The sequence below is a fragment of the Candidatus Zixiibacteriota bacterium genome, assembly GCA_029860345.1.
GTDB lineage: Bacteria > Zixibacteria > MSB-5A5 > GN15 > FEB-12 > JAJRTA01.
In genome coordinates, this window is record JAOUBJ010000014.1 from 107,098 (window position 1) to 124,474 (window position 17,377).

Annotated in this window: 13 protein-coding genes; 10 read left to right on the forward strand and 3 right to left on the reverse strand. The window is 54.3% G+C overall.

All coding sequences use genetic code 11. The features are described 5' to 3' along the window. Nucleotides 1–250 precede the first annotated feature (250 nt). The 10 genes from OEV49_13975 (at nt 251) to OEV49_14020 (ending at nt 14,087) form a co-directional block, all read left to right on the forward strand. Nucleotides 251–5,137, forward strand: coding sequence for a PKD domain-containing protein (locus tag OEV49_13975; protein ID MDH3892182.1), 4,887 nt, complete (start codon nt 251–253; stop codon nt 5,135–5,137). A 304-nt stretch (nt 5,138–5,441) separates the two neighbouring features. Next, entirely contained in the window at nt 5,442–6,320 is an 879-nt protein-coding gene (locus OEV49_13980) for a hypothetical protein (protein ID MDH3892183.1), read from the forward strand. Between the two features lie 24 nt (nt 6,321–6,344). Then, nucleotides 6,345–7,004, forward strand: coding sequence for a hypothetical protein (locus OEV49_13985; GenBank protein MDH3892184.1), 660 nt, complete (start codon nt 6,345–6,347; stop codon nt 7,002–7,004). 4 nt (nt 7,005–7,008) lie between these two features. Continuing rightward, a complete protein-coding gene (locus OEV49_13990) occupies nt 7,009–7,845 on the forward strand; it encodes a hypothetical protein (GenBank protein MDH3892185.1) in 837 nt (278 codons plus the stop codon). Further along, nucleotides 7,842–8,477 carry a hypothetical protein gene (locus OEV49_13995; GenBank protein MDH3892186.1) on the forward strand — a complete coding sequence of 212 codons (636 nt, stop codon included), beginning with the start codon at nt 7,842–7,844 and terminating at the stop codon, nt 8,475–8,477. The genes OEV49_13990 and OEV49_13995 overlap by 4 nt, the downstream gene beginning before the upstream one ends. A gap of 40 nt (nt 8,478–8,517) precedes the next feature. After that, the gene (locus tag OEV49_14000) at nt 8,518–9,579 is read left to right on the forward strand and encodes a hypothetical protein (GenBank protein MDH3892187.1); all 1,062 of its coding nucleotides are present in this window, start codon (nt 8,518–8,520) and stop codon (nt 9,577–9,579) included. A gap of 89 nt (nt 9,580–9,668) precedes the next feature. Then, a complete protein-coding gene (locus OEV49_14005) occupies nt 9,669–10,643 on the forward strand; it encodes a sugar phosphate nucleotidyltransferase (protein ID MDH3892188.1) in 975 nt (324 codons plus the stop codon). Nucleotides 10,644–10,693: 50 nt separating this feature from the next. Next, nucleotides 10,694–11,857, forward strand: a complete 1,164-nt coding sequence (metK, locus tag OEV49_14010; GenBank protein MDH3892189.1) for a methionine adenosyltransferase — start codon at nt 10,694–10,696, stop codon at nt 11,855–11,857. 3 nt (nt 11,858–11,860) lie between these two features. After that, nucleotides 11,861–13,120, forward strand: a complete 1,260-nt coding sequence (gene ahcY, locus OEV49_14015; protein ID MDH3892190.1) for an adenosylhomocysteinase — start codon at nt 11,861–11,863, stop codon at nt 13,118–13,120. Nucleotides 13,121–13,262: 142 nt separating this feature from the next. Then, a complete protein-coding gene (locus tag OEV49_14020; protein MDH3892191.1) occupies nt 13,263–14,087 on the forward strand; it encodes a hypothetical protein in 825 nt (274 codons plus the stop codon). A gap of 34 nt (nt 14,088–14,121) precedes the next feature. Here OEV49_14020 and OEV49_14025 read toward each other — a convergent pair whose 3' ends face one another. Genes OEV49_14025 through OEV49_14035 form a run of 3 tightly spaced genes read right to left on the reverse strand, consistent with a single transcriptional unit; the run spans nt 14,122 to nt 17,316 of the window. Beyond that, nucleotides 14,122–14,904, reverse strand: a complete 783-nt coding sequence (locus tag OEV49_14025; protein ID MDH3892192.1) for a class I SAM-dependent methyltransferase — start codon at nt 14,902–14,904, stop codon at nt 14,122–14,124. Beyond that, the gene (locus OEV49_14030) at nt 14,904–15,983 is read right to left on the reverse strand and encodes an LptF/LptG family permease (GenBank protein MDH3892193.1); all 1,080 of its coding nucleotides are present in this window, start codon (nt 15,981–15,983) and stop codon (nt 14,904–14,906) included. Before OEV49_14030 ends, OEV49_14025 begins: the two co-directional genes overlap by 1 nt. Before the next feature lie 7 nt (nt 15,984–15,990). Continuing rightward, nucleotides 15,991–17,316 (reverse strand): LptF/LptG family permease, encoded by a 1,326-nt coding sequence (locus tag OEV49_14035; GenBank protein MDH3892194.1) that lies wholly within the window; start codon nt 17,314–17,316, stop codon nt 15,991–15,993. Between the last annotated feature and the right edge of the window lie 61 nt (nt 17,317–17,377).

The window sequence follows — 17,377 nt, forward strand, 5'->3', positions numbered from 1 at the left end:
CGTTAGTTCTCTCAGGGATGGGCCCTTATCGGCCGGTTTCGGCAGTTTATGGCGATTTGCCGTCCGGCCCCAATACTACGCCCGCCGGGAGGAATTCGGTGAGGTCGCCTTTGTTGTGTCTGACAGATAGGTCGGATAGTCCGCTGTCGTTTGAAGGTTGGAACTACGAGATGGAAAGCCCCCCGGGCTGTTTCTTTGATTTGCAAATACAATCAGAATTTCTAACAACTTATTCACGGAGGTTTTACGGATGAAGCTACGCTTTTTCGTTCTCCTGTCGATCATGGTTTTCGGAGTCTGTGGTCTGGCCGGCGCACAGTCATTGTCGCTGGACCACACCGACGGCCTGCTCGACGCCGACCACCTGAACACTGGTGTGCCGGTAACTTTCTATCTTCGCCTCACCGGTGATGGGGACTCCCACGGTGGCGCCACGAATGGCTTCCGCGCCTACTCAGACGACGGTGCTACCTGGAACCCAATGGTGGGCGACACTCTGGGACCGTTGGGCAAAGCCCAATTTGACGGTGGCTTCTTCATCAGCCCCTTCAGTGTCACCGGAGAAGGCGCCGACACGATCGGTTTCGGTGGCTTTAGGTTCTTTGGACCGGGACTGGCCGCCGGTTTTGACGATGTTGTTTATTCGCTCGACATCGGCCCCATTCCTGAATCCTCAATCGGCAAACAGATTTGTCTTGATTCATCGTTCTACCCACCCAGCGGGGTGTGGAAATGGGCTGGTCCCGATGTATTCCCGGGATGGGATGGTCCTCATTGTTTCACCGTAGGACCGCCGGCTGCTTGTGCTGTTGCCGTAACCTCACCCGCAGGTGGCGAGTCCTGGACGTCCGGGACGATGCATAATATCACCTACACCACGACCGATTGTGCCGAATGCAATACTGTCGATATCTCGTATTCGGTCGATGGTGGCGCCTTCACTGCCATATCCACCGGTTCCACCAACACCGGTACTTTCAGCTGGACGGTGCCTGATGTCGAGTCAGGCAACGTGGTGGTGCGGGTCTGTTGCACCGGTACATCCGATTGTGCCACGAGTAACCCATTCACAATCGAAGCACCCGCCGAACCGGTGATCGTATCCGTTGATCCGAACACGGCGGCACAGTGCGATGAGGGTCTGGTCGTAACAATTACCGGCGCGAATACCGATTGGCAATCGGTGCAGGGTTCTGAAGTCACGAATCCCGATGTATTCCTGACGCACTCAAGCGGTTCTCCGACTATTGCCGCCAGCAGTGTGCAGGTGATCAGCACCACCTCGGTGCAGGCTACTTTCAACTTTGCCCACGACGCTGCGACCGGCTTGTACGACGTTACCGTCGACTCCCCGACCGCTCCTCCGGATATGCTGCCGGACGGATTCACAGTCACCGCGGCGGCGGCTTCGGCCATCGTGCTTTCGACCAACCTGATGGAGTTTGACGCTGATGAATGTGCTCCGGACCTCGGCCCGAAGAGCTTCAATGTCAGTTCCGAAAGCTGCGCGCATGATATTAGTGTCAGCGCCAACGTTCCGTGGCTTGATATGCCGGTACTCGATGGCACGACGCCGATTGATATCCCGTTATCCGTCAACGAGAGTCTCATGCCCGGTCCGGGTACTCACTCAGGCTGGGTCACAGTGACGGCTGATGGTGCTACCAACTCGGGTCAGATAGTGACTGTCACCTTGGTAGTTCCGGATGTGCCCGCTCCCGGCGGTCCGTCCCTTGATGCTGTCCTGTGGGTGACCGATGGTGGTTCGGTCAGCGACCAGAGTACTGCTTTTGGTCTTAGTGATCAGGCCACCGATTGCTACGATGCCGGCATAGATGAATTTGAGCCGCCGGCTCCTCCGGGCGACTATATTCGCGCTTATTTCGATCATCCGGAATGGGGTGAACTCCAGAGTGAGTTCAACATGGATATCCGGTCTCCCTTCAGCACTCTCTGCAAGGAGTTCGGATTGACGATTGAGTCGAATGCTCAGGGACTGTTCACGATCGTTCTTCCGAGCCAATTCCTGGTCAACCCGGGTTGCTACAAAATCTCGCTGCTGGATGAATCCGGCAACGTGCTTGTAGACAACTTTGAAACCATGGACTGGTCCTACTCGCACACGTCTTTCAGTCACAATTTTACCATCCGCGTTTGTGCCGGTGGCGGCGGATTGGCTCCGTCGATCACCTGTCCCGACGGTCCGGTGGATGCCTTCATCTGCGGCCAGGGTCAGGTCTGTATTGACCTGCCGATAGACAATGCTGATGAGGTTACCTCGAGCGGCGGCGGCGCCTGGGCTGATGGTCAACTCTGCTTCACGGCCACCGAACCGGGTGAATATGTCTTTGGCGTGAACGCCACCAACTCCTGCGGCGACGATTTCTGTTCTGTCGTGGTGAACGTGTCCATGGGTTCGGACCCGGTTATCGAGTGTCCGCAGGTCGAACTGGCCGCCGAACGTTGCGGTCCGGGTGAAGTTTGTGTACCGCTGGTCATCGCCGGTGCTGATGATGTGGTGGTCGAAGGTGCCACTTGGGCCGACGGACAGCTTTGTTTCAACGCTGAAGCCAGTGGTCTGGTTAACTTCAATGTCACTGCAACCAACGGCTGCGGCGAGGCTATCTGCGATCTGTCCGTCAATGTTACGATCAAAGACGTTCCGGAAATCGCTTGTCCCGACGTACCGATTACTGCGACCCAGACCCAAGGTAATATCTGTGTCGATCTGGACATTCAGGGAGCAGTTTCGGTCAACGTTGACTCTCCTAATCTGCCGGCAACCTGGGCCGATGGAGAGCTTTGTTTCGACGGAAGCCAAATCGGTGAATTCACGGTTGTCGTTACCGCCACCAACGAGTGTGGCGAATCTAGTTGCACCGTGTTGATCAACATTGCGGATTGCCCGCTGCCGGTTGTTGACTGCCCGAGCGGTCCCATTCAACTCGAAATGTGTGAACTCGGCGCGATTACCGTTACCATCGGTGTCACCAATGCCGACCAGGTGACGGTTTCAGAGGGAAGCTACGGCAACGGTGTTTTCACTTTCCTGCCTGATAGCTTCGGTCCACACGAGATTACACTGACCGCTACCAACGCTTGTGGTGCGACTGAGTGTAGCTTCGTTGTCGAAGTCAATCAGCCGCCGGCAGTCGTCATGACCTGCCCACCGGCTGAGAACTTCGCTACTCTGTGTGAGCCGGCCGAGCTTTGTCTGGACCTGCCCATCGAGAACGCCGATGAAGTTGTCGTCGACGGCGGCGCAACCTGGGCTGATGGTCAGCTCTGCTTCTTGGCCGAGCCCGGCACAACCTACAACTTCACTGTTACCGCTTCCAACACCTGCGGAAGTGAAACTTGTGTTATCGATTACGGTGTCGACTCCTACGACGCTCCTGTAGCCTGTTTCACTGCCGATCCGATGGAAGGCACGGTGCCGCTTGAAGTGACATTCTCGAACTGTTCCAGCGACGACACCGACGAAGCGACTTATAGTTGGGACTTCGGTGATGGAAACACCAGTGTCGAGACAAGCCCGATGCACATTTATGAGTCCATCGGTTGCTTTGACGTCACTTTGGTGATGACCGATGGTTGCGGTCGCCAATCAACAGCGACAGAGACCATCTGTGTGACCGACGACCAGGTTGTCACCCCGACTGATCGCTGGATCAATATCTATTGCCCCGAGCCGATGCTCGAAGGTGTACCGTTGAGTCCCGGTGACATTATCACCGTCTACGATCCCGACGGTGTCCTGTGCGGCATGGGCGAAGTTCAGCCCGACGGTTCGTATGGCATGATTCTGATCTATGCCGACGACATCTACACCGCCGACGTCGATGAAGGCGCCGACCCCGGTGACCTGATGTGGATCCATATCAACGGTGTTGCCGTTGATCCCGACTCTCCACTCATCTGGACTGAGAACGGCGCTGTCTTCATGGTGTGTGACTTCACTATCGTGCCGGACGAAACCTGCATCGCTTTCGATCTGGATGCCGGCTGGCATCTGATCTCATGGAACGTCGCTTACTCTGACGATATCGGCAATGCTATCGCCGACATCTCTGAGTGTGTCGACGTGGTGCTTGGCTTCGATCGCGGTGGTCTAACCTATGATCCTGCTCTGCCTGAGTTCTCGACGCTCGGTTCCGTTGACTACCATCACGGCTACTGGCTGCGTGTGAGCTGCCCGGTCAGCTTTGAGATCTGCGGCGGAATCATCAGCCCCAACGAAGCGATTATGGTCTACTCCGGTTGGAACCTGGTCAGCTACTGGCCCGAGGATGTCCTGCCGGTGGATGACGGTTTCGCTTCGCTATTGGCTACCGACAACCTGCTGGTTGCTTACGGCTTTGACGGCGCCGCCGCCGACTATATCCCCGGCGACCCGCTTCACCAGTCACTTGACTACCTGTACCCCGGCTTCGGTTATTGGGTCAAGGTCATCAACGACGATATGCTGGAATACCCCGGCTTCTCCGGTGGTACATTCGCTACCCCGCGTGGTGACAATCGTGGTTCGCTGGCTGCATCGGTTGGTGTGGCTCCGTCACGCAACTGGATGTCGGTCTACGGCGCCAATCTTGAAGTCGACGGCACACCGGTACGCTCAGGCGCTACTGTTGAGGTCTTCACCGAAAAGGGTGTCCTCTGTGGTTCCGGTGTGTACAACGACGGTATCCTGAAGTTTACCTCGATCTATGGTTACGATGCTGAGAACGACCGTTATCCGAAAAACGGCGACCAGCTCAACGTTCGGATCGATGGTGAACGTGTAGCATCCGACCTGACCTACAGCGGCACCGGTACTCGTGTCAGCCTGGGCAGCTTGTCGGCCGACGACCTACTACCGGACAGCTACAGCATGGCTCAGAACTACCCGAACCCGTTCAACCCGGCCACCACGATCAGCTACAACCTGCCGTCCGCCGGTATGGTTGAACTGGCCGTCTACAACGTGCTCGGACAAAAAGTGGCCACGATTGCCAACGGTCACTTCCAAGCCGGTACGCACGAGGCAGTTTGGAACGGTACCGACGAAAGCGGCAGCGCTGTTGGTTCTGGTATCTACTTCTACCGGATCACGACGTCTGACTTTGAGCAGACCAAGAAGATGATCCTGATGAAGTAACGCCCCCACATATGTACTTTACAGGGACAGGCCCTCGCGCCTGTCCCTTTTTTTGGTGATAGATCACTTCTTCGCGCTTCGCGCGCGGCAGCATCGCAGGGATGCTGCCCTACTGGATGCGTTGTGATGGCCGAGCCTTCAGACTCGGTCACATTTGATTTGACAACGGCGGGTGGCACCCTCAAAGTCGCTTTGGGGGTGACTCGCCGCAAGTTGGATTCCCGCCCCAAACAAGGTTTGAGGCGGCCACCCGACGACGCGCACATTTGATTTGACATCGGGTTTTCAGGTCGTATATTCCGCCGTGCAAAAGATTCGGGACTACATCGACCTCCGCCCAATAGCTTTCATCATAGCCTATATAGCTATCGATTTCCAGACCGTCCTGGCTCAGGAGGCTGCAACCGGCGTCTTTCGCACCGAGCGGATCAATGCACTCGTCCTGGTTTTTGTTTTTTCAACGGCTATTCTTCTTTACACCAGTTGGGCCCGAAAGGGTAAACCGCTCTTCCTTCGCAAAATTCCCGGTCTTGATGCCGTCGAAGAAGCGGTAGGCCGGGCTACAGAAATGGGCCGTCCGGTCCTGTTCGTCCCCGGTATCGCCGAACTCGACGAAATCGAGACGATTGCCGGGATTTCGATTCTCGGTCGGGTGGCGCGAATCACCGCCCAGTACGAGACGCCGCTGATGGTTCCGGTGCGCTATCCTCTCGTACTGGCTGCCGGGCAGGAAGTGGTCGAGCAGGCGTATGTTGAGATGGGCAAAAAAGATTTCTACGACAAAGACACCGTGCGCTATGTTGCCGGTGAGCAGTTCGCCTTTACAGCCAATGTTAACGGCTACATGATGCGCGAACGGCCGGCCACCAATATCTACATGGGCGCGTTCTTTGCCGAGTCGCTTTTATTGGCCGAGACCGGCAACGCGGCCGGATCGATTCAGATTGCCGGAACGGCCCGACCGGAACAGTTGCCGTTCTTCATTGCGGCCTGTGACTACACTTTGATGGGCGAAGAACTGTACGCTGCTTCGGCCTACTTATCGAAAGAGCCGGTCATGTTAGGCGGACTCAAGGGTCAGGATTTTGTCAAGATGCTGATTGCATTCGGGATTATCGTCGGCGTTATCTTGGCGTCGCTCGGTTATGGCGCCACCTACTTCAGTTGGTTTGAATCGGTTTAGAGAACGACAGGAATCTTTTAGAGTATGAAAACCACAGTACCAGTTGCAGTAGCATTCTTAGCCGGTTTGGCACTGGTGGTGTCGTTCTTCTTCCGTGAGGGGACCTTTGTAGGGGATATCTCACAAGAGCTGACCATCTGGCTGACAATCGTCGGTGGTTTTACGCTGCTGCTGGGCGTCGTTTCGATCACTCGCGTCAACTGGTCGGCTGTCAAGATGCGCAAAGAGGGCTGGGGCTACAAGCTACTCACTCTGATTTCGATTTTTGCCATGGCCATTCCGGCCATCTTGCCTGAATCCTGGTCGTCACTGTTCGGACGCAACGAAGGGTCCATCTACGATTGGCTTTTTGTCTATCTTGACTCACCCATGATGGCAACGATGTTTGCCACACTTGCTTTCTACATTGCGTCGGCTGCCTATCGCGCTTTCCGCGCCCGAAGCGCCGAGTCGACTATTCTACTGTTGACGGCAACGGTCGTTATGCTGTGGCGGGTGCCGATGGGCGAAGCGTTCCTCAACCTTCTGCCCGGTGACATCCCCGGATTCTTAAATTCTTATGTCATGAACGGCGCCAACCTGGCTGTACAGCGGGGAATTATAATCGGCGCCGCGCTGGGCGCTGCATCTATGTCGCTGCGCATTATTCTGGGAATCGAACGAACTTACATGGGGAAAGGGTAGCCACATGAATTTCTGGGAACGGATGGAGCAAATCGACCGCCGATGGGTCTACCTTATGGTAGGACTGGCTGTTGTTATCCCGTTCGTTATCCCGGCTAATTTCCCGATAAGTATAACCCCGGAAGCACAGATGCTGTACGACGCCGTCGAAGCACTGCCTGACTCCTGCACGGTGATGGTTGTATTCGATTACTATCCGTCTACAATTGCAGAGTGCGAACCGATGGCCCGCTCCGCCCTCCATCACATGTGGCGCAAAGACTGCAAGGTGATCACCCTGTCCAATATTCCTCTCGGTGGCCCATCGATGGCCGAAACCGTGACCCGTGAGATTGCACAAGAGTATGGCAAAGTCTACGGTGAGGATTTTGTCAACCTGGGCTATAAGGCCAACTATGTGGCCGTTCTGTCGGGGATGGGCACTTCGATAGAATCGATTTTCCCGACCGACAACTCCGGCACGCCCTTGCCGGAGATACCTATGATGGACTCGGTTGTGAATTACGAACAAGTGTCCTTTATATTTGAGATCGCCGACAACGCCACGGCTGATTATTGGGTATCGATTGTGAATGCGCAATACGGTGTGCCCATGGGATGCGGTACAACTGCAGTCAGTGCGCCTAAGTACTACGCCTTTGTCGGCTCCGGTCAGTTTGTTGGGCTTCTGGGCGGCATGAAGGGTGCGGCTGAGTATGAAATACTGGTCGACAAGAGAGCAAAAGCAGTCGTCGGCATGGGTGCCCAATCAATGGTGCATCTTTTGATCATTGCCTTGGTAGTGCTGGGCAACGTCAGCTACTTTATTCTCGGCAAACACAAAAGGGGACTCACCTCATGAGTGGCTGGGAGATTTTTGAAATCTGGGTGATTGCCTTTTTCACGCTGTCTTTGTTCAGCTTCATGTACAAGGACAACCCACTTTACAAAGTAGCCGAACACATTTTCGCCGGTCTGTCAGCCGGCTATTATGTCGGTCTTATTTGGGACACGGTGATTGTCACTCAGCTATGGGTCCCGATGGTTGGCGGCAAGTGGCTTTTGATCTTCCCCGGTATTCTGGGCTTTCTTATGTTTGCCCGGTTTTTCCCAAAGTATAGCTGGGTCTCGCGCACCTCGCTGGCCTTTGTTATGGGTGTAACGGCCGGTATCTTTATAGTGTCACAACTTCACGGTCTGGTACTTCCCCAGATGCAGGCAACTATGCAGTCGCTGGGTGGCGGCGGTGGACTTGAGACTGCACTGCTGGCAATTATCGTGGCTGTTGGTGTGATATCGACCCTGATCTACTTCTATTTCTCGAAGGAACATGTGGGGGTGCTGGGTGTCACTGCCAAAGTTGGTATTTGGTTCATAATGATCTCGTTCGGCGCTCACTTCGGCTACACCGTGATGGGGCGTGTCTCGCTCCTGATCGGGCGAGTGCAATTCCTTTCCGAAGACTGGATCGGATCGTTTTCATATCTTTTCTGACCATGCTGTTCGGCAACCGAAAGTCATGGAGGGTTCGACAGTGACAAGATCAATAACAGGGACGGTAGCGGCTATCTTGTGTGTGGCCGTGATCGCCATCCCATTCGGTTGCGGCTACGACAAGGACACCCCGGTCTATGACACGACAACTAACCCCCACGGTCTCCCGGCTCAGGCCTGTGAACTGCTGGACGCGATTGAAGCCGGGCAGTTGGTCAGTTATGATGTAATCACCGAGTCGTTCGGACGCTTGTATCTTGAGAACCAGGAGTTGTTGGAAAACGAACATTGGAAAGAGATCATCACCCGGCTCGGCAGTAAGTTTCACCAACGCGCCGATGAACTTGCCAAGCAGGGTGTCCCGTTTTTTTCGCAGGCGGCCGGATTCTACATTTTGGCCGCTTTCTCGGCGCCGGATGATACGCAACTGGCAAGAAAGGCTGCTCTCTTCACCACCTGGAAAGAAGTAACCGAGCGGGTCGATGCCGGGTACACCTGTTCCCCGCTAAGTAAGCATCTCGCAGATCGGCTGGATTTTGTGCGGCACTTTCTTTTCGGTGATAGTCTTCAGAGAGCGTTTGCCGAACAGTTTTTGGTGCATCAGTTGCTGGACTCCCTGGTTGCGTTGGACGACAATGACGAACCGGCGAGACTTTCCGATCCGGATCGAGCCTTACTGGCCTGGCTGGAAGTCAGCGACAACGATGTAAGCGATCTGATCGGCCGATTTACGGAACCCTCGGTGAACTTGATTGCATATCGAGTGGTTGCTGTGGCGCCGTCGCGATCACGTATCGAACTCTACACGACTGCCGAGAGCGCCATTGCGGACCAATACAGGGTGCAGATTTCATTTGAAAAGCAGGTACCCGATGACCAGGGACAGCTTGAGATGGAGGAAGTTGTGAAGGAATTCGATTTCGCTCCTGCCATCGGCCCATGGAAACCGGGTGGGGTAATTGTGGCAACTACTGTTCTTGCCCATGCCGCGAAGTTGTCCGGGGCGCAGGCTGTGCTGGTGGCAAGCGACGACGAATCATCGGACACACATTCGACGCCCATCGACCTGTCACTCGATGCAGAGATGCCCTGTTCTCATTAGACTTTACTCAGGCAGTCTGAGACCTCCCAATTAGTACTTGTCATATAGACCGCCATTGCCTACCATTGGCTTTCTGAAGTAGCGTGAAAATGAAAGTAATCATACCTGTAGCAGGGGTTGGCCAGAGGCTAAAACCCCACACCGATTCACGACCGAAGCCGCTTCTGGAAGTCGGCGGACGGACGATTCTGGATCATGTTCTCAAGCCGCTTGATGGACTTTCCGTGGATGAAGTGATCTTTGTGATCGGTCATCTCGGTGGACAGATTCGAAGTTACGTAACGGAAAACTACTCGTTCAAAGCGAGTTTTGTCGAGCAGGATCGGTTATTGGGCTTGGGCTACGCCGTGAACATGGGCCTGGAACAAGCGGCTCCAGGCCCGGTATTGATAGTCCTGGGTGATACAATCGTAGATTGTGACCTGGCCGCATTCGTGGCTGCCGGGGAATTCGTTTTGGGTGTCCATGAGGTTACGGACCCGCAGCGCTTCGGTATCGTGGAAATGTCAGGTGGTTTGGTGAAAGCTGTCGAAGAAAAACCTGAGAAACCGAAAACAAATCTGGCCCTGATCGGGTTGTATTACTGTAGCAATTCAGACGTACTGAAAGAGGAACTCAAACGACTCGTGCAGTCCGGCCACACCACCTTCGGTGAAATTCAGTTGACCGATGCCCTGGCATCTATGATAAGCCGGGGGGTCAGATTCGCAACCCACAGCGTGCCCAATTGGTATGACTGCGGGAAGAAAGAAACCTTGCTGGCTACCAACCGGTTTATCCTGGAAAAGTTGGACCAGCCGGAAAGGCCTGCGAAATTCACGGTGCACCCGCCCGTTTTTGTAGACCCCAGCGCGACGGTCGAGAATTCTACGGTGGGGCCGTCTGTGTCTATCGGTGCGGGCGCCAAGGTTGTCGGTTGCACGGTCAGCAACGCGACCATAGGGGCAGGCGCAGTACTTGAAAATGCAGTAATCAAGGATTCCCTGGTTGGGCCGAAGGCAATAGTAAGGAACTTCGAGGGAGTCCTGAACATAGGTGAAAACTCGGAGATTCGCGGCGGGTAGAGACCGTCCGGTAGTACCGCCACATCTCTCAACGATAAGGAGTGTTTTATATGTCCGGGGGAAATTTCCTATTTACATCTGAATCGGTCACGGAAGGCCATCCTGATAAACTGTGTGATCGCATATCCGATGCTGTACTCGATGAGGTCCTCAAGCAGGATCGTCGCGGACGAGTGGCCTGCGAGACATTCGTTACCACCGGTCTGGTGATCGTGGGCGGCGAGATCACCACCAGCGCTTATGTCGACATCCACAACCTGGTGCGGGCAACCGTCAAGGATATCGGCTACACCGACAGTCAGCACGGGTTCGCCTATAATTCCTGCGCTATCCTCAACGCTATCGGCAGCCAGTCGCCCGACATTGCCCAGGGTGTGGACACCGGCGGCGCCGGGGATCAGGGCTTGATGTCGGGATATGCCTGTCGTGAGACAAAGGAACTTATGCCCATGCCTATAATGCTCGCCCATAGACTGACTGAGCAACTGGCCAATGTGCGCAAGAAAAAGACGCTCGGCTATCTCGGTCCGGACGGCAAGTCGCAGGTAACGATTGAATACAAAAACGGCAAACCGGCGCGGGCCGATGCCATCGTGATCTCCACTCAGCATACCGAAGAGATTCTTGATCGGTCCGGCAAGAAAATCACCCGCAAAGCAGCCGACGAGATTATTGCCAAAGTCGTAAAGCCGATCGTGCCGAAGCGGATGATTGACAAGCAAACCAAGTTCTACATCAACCCGACCGGTAAATTCGTGATCGGCGGCCCGCAATCCGACACCGGGATGACCGGACGTAAAATTATCGTGGATACCTACGGCGGGATGGCCAGCCACGGTGGTGGTGCTTTCTCGGGTAAGGACCCCACAAAGGTGGACCGCTCGGCCAGCTACATGGCCCGTTATATTGCCAAGAACGTAGTGGCTTCCGGCCTGGCCGATAAATGTACGCTACAATTGGCTTACGCCATCGGTGTGGCGGAGCCGGTCTCGATGATGGTCTTCACCGATGAAACCTGCAAAGTGCCGGAAGAGCGCATCGTGCAACTGATTCGTAAACACTTCGACCTGACGCCGCGCGGGATTATCAAGGACTTGAAACTGCTGGCCCCGATCTATTCCAAGACGGCGGCTTACGGTCATTTTGGAAGGAATGATAAGGACTTTACCTGGGAGAAAACCGATAAAGCCAAAAGACTGGCGAGGGATGCATAGAATATGGCTGTCAAACACGATATCAAGAACCTCAAGCTGGCCGCGGACGGCAAACAGAAAATCGAATGGGCCGAACACAGCATGCCGGTGCTCCGGCTGATCCGCGAACGATTCACCAAAGAGAAACCGCTAAAAGGTATCAACCTGGCCTGCTGTCTCCATGTCACTACCGAAACGGCCAATCTGATGCGCACGCTCAAGGCCGGTGGCGCCAACGCCGTCTTGTGTGCATCCAACCCGCTGTCGACACAAGACGACACCGCCGCGGCCCTGGTTAAGGAGTATGGTATTTCGGTGTTCGCCATCCACGGCGAGAATAACAAGACCTACTACAAGCATATCCACCAGGCGCTGGATTTCAAACCGCATATCACCATGGACGACGGCGCCGATCTGGTTTCGACCCTGCACCAGGATCGCAAGGAACTCATCCCCACCATTCTTGCCGGAACGGAAGAGACTACCACCGGCGTGATTAGACTGCGGGCGATGGCCAACGACAATGCCCTGAAATTCGCGGTGGTCGCGGTCAACGATTCGAAAACCAAACATTTCTTCGACAATCGTTACGGCACCGGACAGTCGACGGTTGATGGTATCCTTCGCGCCACCAATATGCTGCTGGCCGGGTCTACGGTGGTTGTGGCCGGGTACGGCTGGTGCGGCCGCGGGCTGGCTATTCGCATGAAAGGACTGGGCGCAAATGTGATCGTCACCGAGATCGATCCGGTCAAGGCAATCGAAGCGGCCATGGACGGCTTTACCGTTATGCCCATGGCCAAGGCTGCTCCCCAGGGCGATCTCTTTGTGACGCTCACCGGCGACATTCATGTCGTTCGCCTGGAACACTTCAAAAGAATGAAAGACGGCGCTATCGTGTGCAACTCCGGTCACTTCGATTGCGAACTGGACCTGCCCGCGCTGCGCAAAGCGTCGAAGAAGGCTCGTATCGTTCGTCCCAATGTCGAGGAGTTCACGCTCGGCGGCAAGCGGATCAACATTCTGGCTGAGGGTCGTTTGGTGAACCTGTCGGCCGCCGAGGGTCATCCGGCCACGGTGATGGATATGTCGTTCGCCAATCAGGCGTTGGCCGCCGAGTACGTCGTTAAGAACCACAAGAAGCTCAATCGCCAGGTGTATACGGTACCGGAGAAGATCGATGCGGCTATTGCATCGCTAAAGCTCAAGAGCATGGGTATCTCCATCGACAGGCTGACGGCCGAACAAAAGAAATATCTCGCCTCGTGGGAGATGGGGACGTAGGCAGACGAGTCTCATGCCTATCTGAACCAAGACTATCTCAATGAGATTGTGACAAGCTCTATTCAACCGGCCCCGGTCTTGACAAACCGGGGTCTGTTGTCTATTATATCAACACAAAAGTACACCTAACGAACTGGTACCTATGACTCGCTCACTTGTTTGGTATTCATTTGGAATACTGTTTGCACTCTTCACAGCTTGTGCAGATTTCGAAAAACCCACCACACCTTCGACCGACTTCGACATACAACTGGTAAACCCTGTCGATAGCAGCATTGTGGCCGATTCCCTGGCCCCGCCGGACCCGGCCATGTGGGTTGAATCACGCATTCAAGGGCTGCGGATTCGCTTCAATGGCCAGTTTTCTGAGACGACGCCGGATGCGATCAGCGGGGTGGTGGATTTTGAGGGATACCGTGTCTACCTGGCACGGGACAACGTCAGGAATCGGTATTCTATCATCGCCGGATATGACCTTCATGACTATCACAAATGGGTATGGGCTCAAGACTCGGGTCGATACGTGCTGTTCGACATTCCGTACACAATTGACAGCCTGCGCTGCTTGTATGCTGATTCGTGCGAGGATACCAATTTCTCTCCCCGATCTTATACACGCAGTAGCCCCTACGTTCACCCGGACTTTCCTGATTCATTTTACTGGTTCGAACCGCATGACTTCAATATGTCCGAACTTGGCTCTACCACGCCAATTCGCAAGGCATATCCGGATGAACCCGACCCCTCCACCCTCACGCCCGGCGAGTTGACACCCGAGCGCTTTACCGACGAGGGCTTCTTGAAATACTACGAGTATGAGTTTGACGTCGACAATCTCTATCCCGGGATGATGCACTGGGTCAAGGTGACCGTTTTCGATTTCGGATATGCGCCCCTGGGAATCGATCCGTCGGAAACAGATTTCTGGTCGGGTGCTATCGGAGCGTACTCGCTCCCCCGTCCTTAGAGTAATGCCACTTCTGTGTATATACTGGGAAGGCCTATCCAGGCTTGCGCGCTTTCAACGAGAACATAAGGGGATACATCGGTGGGCCGTCGGCTGGATACCAATAGCGATCTTTTTCGGTCCAGTCAGCTTCGATTGGATAGTAGCTATGATCGTATTCGTCCAAGTGTTCCAGTGTTAGCCCGGCTTTTATGATCGCGTTGACAATCTGTGACAACGGGTGCTGAAACTCGACTCGTTCATCTTTGATGATATACTCGCGGTCACAGTAATCGGGCTCATTGGCGTACCGAATAGGCTCTTTGTGCAGGTACGAGTTCGGCGGAGTTTCCCATAAGCATATTATGGGGTGATCGTCAGCTATGAAGAACTGCCCGCCTGGCTTGAGATAGTGCGCCACAACTTGCGCCCACTTGTACATATCCGATATCCAGCACTGCGTCCCGTATGTCTGAATCACAATATCGAACTTGTCATCGATGACGCCCATGGCATCAAGAACATCGCTACGGAAAAAGCGTCCCCCGAGTCCCGCCAGTCTCTTGAGTTCCTCGGCCCGCTTTACCGACCGATCCGAAATGTCGATGCCCGTGACAATGGCGCCCCGACGCGCCCACGAGAGAGTGTCCAGACCAAACTGACACATGAGATGCAGCAGTTTTTTGCCGGTAACATCGCCCAGCGCTTCAAGCTCCAGCGGCTTTAATGAACAACGCCCGCCAAGGAACTCTTTGCGCTTCTGCGCCGGATGGTCCCAGTGTACTTCGACCATATCGTTCCAGGCCACCCGGTTTTTCTCATGGTCTTTGTTCGGCATTACTTCCTCGCTCTCCACATTGAGATGATTCCTATCAAAAAGAACAAACCGTTGACGCCCCAAACGGCCAGTTCTTTCGGCACCTTCTCGTTGTAACCGGCCGACTGTAAACTGCGAAACATCACAAAGTACACCAGCGACACCAAAGTCCCCAAGGCGAACGATACCGCAATACCACCGCGTCGCGGATTCGATGCAAAGGGGATGCAGATCAATACCACGATACAAGACGACAGCGGAAAGGCCAGTTTCAAATCGAGGTCGATCGATTCGCGCACATAGGGTCCACCGGTGCGTTTCATGAGTTCGATGTACCGTTTCAGTTCGTCGTAACCCATATCTTCAGGCTTGCCGATTCTCTTGGAAAAATCATCCGGGGTTTCCTGGATGTCTTTAAGCTCCAGGCTTGGGAACTCCCGAAAGGTCTCACCGGTGGAATCGAAAGTTCTCACCACGCCGTCGGAAGCCAGCCAGATGGCATCAACATACTCTATGCGGTCGGCGGTCAGTATCTCTTTCAGTTGATTACCTTCGGAGCGATAGACCCTCAGTTCATTCCCTTCGCGCCGTTCGACGTTGAAACTTCCGATAGTATAGAAATACCCTTTGGATATCTGACGGTAGACATTATGCACACGGTCTAAAGACCGTTTGGATTTTTTTTCGATGGTAAACTCTTTTATCTCGAGCCGTTTCTGATTGGCCGGCGGGTACACATATTCGTTGTACCAAAAGTGGGCTCCGGCCAACAGCAATGTCATCAGGAGAATCGGCGCGCTGATCCGGTACAGCGAGAGTCCGGTAGCTTTCATGGCCAGCAGTTCGCGCCGACGGGCCAGAATCGACACCGAAAACAGTACCGCCAACAGAATGAACATCGGGAAGAACGACTTTATGACCCATCCCCCGAAGTACACATAGTATTCCAGTATCTTCAAAAGCGGTACCTGGTGATCGACGAAGTCGCGCAATTCCTCAACGGCATTAATCGAGATGATGGTCAGCCCGATTGCCGCCGTAACCACGAACAAGGCTGCGATGAAGTGCTTGAGAATGTAACGATCGATTCTTCTGACCACACCCACCTCACCGCTTCCTTCGGAAGAAAGCCAGCATCGGTTTCTCGGTCGCTACGATATAGATCAAGTAGATACCGAGTCCACCCATGAGAAAATTGGCAATCCACATCGCCCAAAATGGTGACATCAGGCCGCGGTCGGCCAGGTCTTCTCCACCGATCAGAAAAGCCCAATAGACAATGAAGAGCACAATGGATATCGCGATTGCGACACCCATGCCACCACGTCGAGTAAGGATACCCAGCGGGGCGCCCAAAAGCACGAAAGCCAGCGAAGCAGCCGGGATCGAGTATTTCTTGTAGATTTCGATCTGATATTTGTTGGCGATTTTCTGCTGCGATGCCAGTTGTTGATAGCCGCGGTCTGTCTGCCGTGCCAGAGCGGTAGCGTCACGCCGCACCTGGTCCATGGCCGCCGAATCGCTCAGTGGTTTGGTACTGTCTGAAGGCAAGGTATCGGAAAGCACTGTGCCAATACGTGCATCCAGGGCCGCACGCATCCTCTCTCTGAAGGGACCGGTCGCAGTTATCGCAGCATCTACTCTGGACTGCATGTCGGTGATGGACATTTCGCGATCATTGCGATAATCGGAATCTGTGCGTACTAATTCCGAGCTAACATCCGCCACGTTCTTGACATACCGTTCGAAACTAACGCGGCGGTATTCGTTGGGGTCTTTGGTGTCCAGTGAATGAACCTCGCCATTGTATAGCGTAAAGCGCATGTTTTTTCCATAGTCGGTCATCTCGAGGTATCCGTATTCCGCAACAATTATCTGCGGCTTGGTTTTGTCCCGAGTATCGGTGATGTTGACGGTTTCGACGCGGGAGGTGCTGTGATCGATTTTGTCGATAAGAACCAGATAGCCTGGAATATCGGTTATGAAGACGCCCGACCGAAAAACCAGGGTTGGACGCATGGCGGAGATATCGGCCCAGAGCAGCCGCGACCGTTTGTTCAGATCGGGCAGTATGCGGTCATTAAACTCAATCATGCCGAACATCAAAACAGCGCCGGCTGCCAAAAGCGGCACCAGGATCCGTAGCAAGTTGATACCGGACGCCTTGATAGCGGTTATCTCGAAATCCGAAGTCAGCCGTCCAAAGGCCATGAGAGTAGCCACCAGCACCGACATCGGCACCGACAGCGCCAGCATCCAGGCCAGATTGAGTCCGATGATTTCAAAAACCACCGCCACCGGCAGGTCCTTATCGATCACGTGATCGATAATCTTGGGGACCAGGTCTATGATCAGCAGAAATGTAATCGTGAAGAAGGCCAGGAAAAATGGCGCGAAATGCTCTTTCAGAATGTAGCGTGTCAGTATCTTCATAGGCCAGCCAATATATCGGTTATACAACTCAAGGCAAAGTTTGAATTCCTATTGTGGCGGC